We start from the raw sequence: 4,524 nt of genomic DNA on the forward strand, positions 1-4,524 counted from the left end.
TGCGGCAATTGCGTGCGCACGTTCCAGCAACTGATCCGCAGGCACGATCTCGTTGACTACGCCCAGCGATTTTGCTTCCTCGGCCCCGAGCTTTTGCTGCGTGAGCACGAAATACCGGCCGCGAATGCTGCCGATCATTTCCGGCCACAGCAGATGGACGCCATCGTTGGGAGCGATGCCGAACACGGCATGTGGCATGTCCTGAAACACCGTCTCGGGTGTCGCCACCACAATGTCGCATAGCAGGACGTATTCCGAATGCAACAGCACCGGACCGTTCAGCGCGGCGATCATCGGCACTTCGATATCGAGAATATTCATCAGGATCTTGCGGCCTTCGCGGAAGATCTTGTCGTAGCCACGCGGCGTAAAGAAATCGAAGCCTTCCGGCGAGATCGCGTCCATGAATGCGTCGCCGCTACCCGTCAGGATGACGACGCGGTTATCCGGGTCTTCGCCGATCTGATGAAACATGTCGGTGAACTGCTCATGCGTATGGCCATTGAAGACGAGCTTCGCGCCGTCGGTATGGAAACGGACTTCGAGCACGCCGTCCGGCGTACGGGCCAGTCTGGCGTTGGAGTAGGCGTCTTTGTAGCGGTCGAACGTGGACATGGCGGTTCCTCGGTGAGCTTCGATATGGGGTGGAACGGGAGCCGCGAGGGCGCCCGGAGACGGCTTAGGCGGCAGCGACGGCGACCGGTTTGGTCCACTCGTTACCGGCCATGAAGCCGTCGAGTTCGGTGTGGACGATGTGGTTCGTGTAGTTGCTCATCACCTTGGTTGCTACGCCCAGAATCACTTCGAGGACGTTCTGACGGGTGTAGCCAGCGGCGATAAACGCGTCGACATCGGCTTCCGGAACGAAGCCACGCTCACGCACGACCAGGGTCGTGAAGCGATGCAGCGCTTCGAGCTTTGCATCGGGCAGCGGCGTGCCGGCGCGCAGCGCGGCGATCACGCCTGCGTCCATCTTGATCATCTTTGCCAGCGTGCTGTGACCGGCCATGCAGTAGTGGCAGTTGTTTTCGAAGTTGGAAGTCAGATAGACGACCTGCTGTTCGTGCGGTGTCAGCGTGCTCTTCGAGAACAGATCCCACAGCGCCGAGTAACCGGCGAGCAGCGCGGGCGACTCCGCCATATGCGCCTGCAGGTTGGGGACGAAACCAAAGGCGCGTTTCGTGTCTTCGAGACTGGACTTCGAAGCGGCCGGTGCGTTATCGATTGTGTAGGTTTGGAAGTTGCTCATCGTTTTGCTCCTGTTGGTTGACGGTGAGCAAATGATGAAGGTCAGCGCCTTTTCGAAGAAGGCAGGCGCCGTCGATAACACTCATTCCTGGCAGGCATAAAGCGGTCGCTGTGCCGTTGAGGTACACGTCTGAGGAGAGCAGATGGTCCAACGCAACCGGAGCAAATGCTCTGAATCTGGTCGAGGGGAGGCGATACATCAACGTTGGGGCATAACCATCCGCTCCGGCTTCGAAAGCGGCCAGACGGTCGTCGGGGAGCGATTGGCTGTTTAGGGTCGGTAACTGCCCCTCCCCAAACGGGTGAGCGTAGGTCTTGGCGTAGCTTTGTGCGCTGAGCCTTGTCAGATAAGGCGCAGGTACTGCTGCATCATTGGAGTGACGGGTGCAGGTGCTGCGGTGGGTTGCATGCTCATGTGACCGGGAAAAGTTGCTTTGGCTGCCGGAGTTTACCAGTGGCTCCAATGTGACAGAGCGAAGTTCGCCTTTCGGCCAATTTCCGATGATCAAGACAGGTGATTGTCGGCCAGCAGCGGTCGCTCGACTTCTGGCGTAGGATTGCCATCGATCGCGTTGCGCTATTCGCGAACTGCGGGGGAGCCACCTTGATCGAATTGCTTGAGCCCTTTTCTCGCCAAATGGCGGGGGACCTTCTCTCAGCCTTCCCGAGCTGGAGGAGCCATTTCTCTATTGTCGCCCATGCTGGCGAAAATTATTTCAATGTTCGGGTGCCCGAGTTTACCAGTGGGTCGGACGTGACTGGGCGAAGTTCGCCGTTTGGCCAGGTGCAGGGGGACTCGGCAGCGTCAGAGGCCTGTCCTGCCTGGCGGGCGTAGCGCTGCGCGCACAACCCGCCACATAGTGCTAACCCCGACACGCCAGTTGCGGTCGACAGTCTAGATTGTGACTGTACGGGTTCGTTGATCGAGCATCGGACGTTCTGCCCATTTCCTCGATATGTCGAGACCCGTGAACGAATCGACCTACCGTGTCATTCTCGGCTTTGTCGTGATCTGCTGACCGTGGCGGAGGACATATGACGCACTCCTTGTACGAATTGCTTAGCAACCTCGACGAACGCCGCCTCTTTTATACATTGGGCCGGTATCGCCCGGACACCATTCTGATCTCGATAACTGTGCCAGGTGAGCGTATCGAGATCGACGTGTTCGACGATGGACATATGGAAATGTCGCGTTTTTCCGGAGACGAGAGTGTAATTGACGGCCCACAAGTAATTTTACAGGCTATCGAGGAGGCATCCGAGTGAACGGGATTGGCCATGAGACACAAAGCGCCCACTTTCCGTCGGTCGACGCAGCAACCTTCCAAACGACACGTCGCTACTTCGGACTATGGTTTGTCGCCATTTTCTACTCGTCAACGGCGCTCGCCGGGCCCAACGCTTGCACTTCAGACCAAGCTCGGAAGGCCGAGGCTGCTTCTGATGCCGCCACGTCGTGGAAGCAGTTGCATCGACAATTTCGAAAGTTCGCAAATTGTGACGATGGGGCAGTCGCGGAAGGGTTCAGCGAATCAAACACTCTTTTGCTCGCAGATCACTGGGGCACTATTCAGCAGTTGGAACCCATGATCGTGTCGGACCCGGCTTTCCGCACGTTCATTGTCCGGCATGTTGACGCTACAGTCCCGGCAGAGCGGTTGCGGCGGATCGCCCGAAATGCGGACAAACAATGCCCTGGAACTCTGAAGAACTTTTGCCGAGAGATTCAAGCAGCGGCCGACAAGTAAGTCAATCAACATCGAAATGCATGTGAAGCATGATCGATAGGGTGTCGGTCCGGAACAGCGTGAGCGTAGGTCTTGGCGTAGGTTTGTGCGCTGCGCCTTATCCGATAAGGCGCAGGTACTGCTGCATCATCGGGCATTGTGCAGCTTCCCGCTGTGAGCCGTATTGAGAACGGTCGGCGGCTATCAACTTCCTGACGCCGTCTTTGCCGCTCCGCCGCTCGCATCAGTCTCGGCAACAGGCGTGATAAGGTGGCCAAGGCCTGCTTGCTGCAGCATCCACGATTCAATTTTATCGTGCCACATGCGCAAAAGATCGAGTGGTCGACGTCGATAGTGTTTCTCGGCCAACGCAGATGGCTTGTGGCCTTGGATCTGCGCAACAACACCGACAGGGACTTCAACCCATTCCGAGAGCGTACCGAACGACCGGCGCAGTCCGTGCAATGTGAGGTGAGGCAGGCCGGCGGCTTCGATTGCACCATTGTGGGCCTTTCGGGGCTCGGCGATCTTTCCGTCCTCTGATCTGTTGCTGGTAAACACCCATTCAGAGGGTGACCATGACTTTCCTTTTTCGGTGAGGCTGGCCAACTGCCGTCTGTTCGGCGGCATCTCGTTCATCTGCTTGAGATGCATCAGGAGACTTGCAAGATATGGCGTAAGGGGGATAGTGCGGCCACCGATTCCCTCAACCTTGTCGTTCATGGTCAGACTGCGCCAGCGGAAGTCCACGTCGTTCCAACGCAATGCGGCGAGTTCTTCGCGACGAGCTCCAGTAAGCAGAAGGCCCTGTAAGTACGCGCTAATAACTGGATTGTCTATCTGACGTACGGTCGTGAACCACGGAAGCAGTTGTTCTCGTTGTAGGCAATCACCTTTGGCCTTGGAGCGCGGTACTGCTGCGCGCACGGCCCGAGCGGTATACGCATTTTCAGCAATAGATCCTGAGTATGCGGTCTTTTAACGACGCCCATCAGAGGTTGGGAGTGGCAGGCATGCTCCATGGCATGAGGGCGGCATAGTCGTCGGCGGTTGCGGCGAGCGGCAACCTGGTGAACAGCCAGACCAGATAGCGATACGGCTCGACGCCGTTCGCCTTGCACGTCTCGACGAGGGAGTACAGGTTGGCGCTGGCCTGCGCGCCAGCGACAGTATCGGAGAACAGCCAGCCCTTGCGGCCGACGACGAACGGCCGGATCGCGTTCTCGCACAGGTTGTTCGAGATCGGCCAGTTGCCGTTACCGACGTATCGGACCAGCTTTGACCACTGCCCGCTCATGTACTGCAATGCCTTGCCGAGCAGACTCGACGGCACGACGCCTGGTAGATGCTCGACCAGCATGCGCTCGATGATGTCGAGCACGCGGGCGCTGTACCGGATGCGCAGTCGCTGCCGGCGTTCAGACTTCCACTTCGCGCTGCGCGCCTCGGCCGCGAACAGCTTGCCGATCAGCACGACGAAGCGCGTGGTAAGCAGATCCGGCGAGCGTGCGGCCTTCGGCACCGACTCTTCGGCCTTGATGAAGCC

5 protein-coding genes and 1 pseudogene are annotated in these 4,524 nt (G+C 58.3%); 2 read left to right on the forward strand and 4 right to left on the reverse strand.

What is annotated here, in order from left to right:
- Positions 1-615: enoyl-CoA hydratase/isomerase family protein (locus AC3IFE_RS18925; protein WP_489191556.1), on the reverse strand; the 615-nt coding region annotated here is incomplete at its 3' end.
- Positions 616-679: 64 nt separating this feature from the next.
- Positions 680-1,249 carry a carboxymuconolactone decarboxylase family protein gene (locus tag AC3IFE_RS18930; RefSeq protein ID WP_489191557.1) on the reverse strand — a complete coding sequence of 190 codons (570 nt, stop codon included), beginning with the start codon at positions 1,247-1,249 and terminating at the stop codon, positions 680-682.
- A 1,034-nt stretch (positions 1,250-2,283) separates the two neighbouring features.
- Between AC3IFE_RS18930 and AC3IFE_RS18935 the strand changes: the two genes are divergently transcribed.
- Both AC3IFE_RS18935 and AC3IFE_RS18940 read left to right on the forward strand, forming a co-directional pair.
- Positions 2,284-2,517: a hypothetical protein gene (locus AC3IFE_RS18935; RefSeq protein ID WP_489191558.1), complete on the forward strand. Its 234-nt coding sequence runs from the start codon at positions 2,284-2,286 to the stop codon at positions 2,515-2,517.
- Complete coding sequence (locus AC3IFE_RS18940; RefSeq protein ID WP_489191559.1) at positions 2,514-2,999, forward strand: hypothetical protein; 486 nt, start codon at positions 2,514-2,516, stop codon at positions 2,997-2,999. The genes AC3IFE_RS18935 and AC3IFE_RS18940 overlap by 4 nt, the downstream gene beginning before the upstream one ends.
- Positions 3,000-3,182: 183 nt before the next feature.
- On the opposite strand, the pseudogene AC3IFE_RS18945 reads toward AC3IFE_RS18940, so the two are convergent.
- Together AC3IFE_RS18945 and AC3IFE_RS18950 are read right to left on the reverse strand one after the other, a co-directional pair.
- Positions 3,183-3,941 (reverse strand): annotated as a pseudogene (locus AC3IFE_RS18945) (tyrosine-type recombinase/integrase); the annotation flags it as partial.
- 28 nt (positions 3,942-3,969) lie between these two features.
- Positions 3,970-4,524 (reverse strand): IS66 family transposase (locus AC3IFE_RS18950; protein ID WP_489191561.1); only part of this gene is annotated, 555 nt, incomplete at its 5' end.

The sequence above is a fragment of the Burkholderia sp. APQ4-4ca genome, assembly GCF_057837105.1.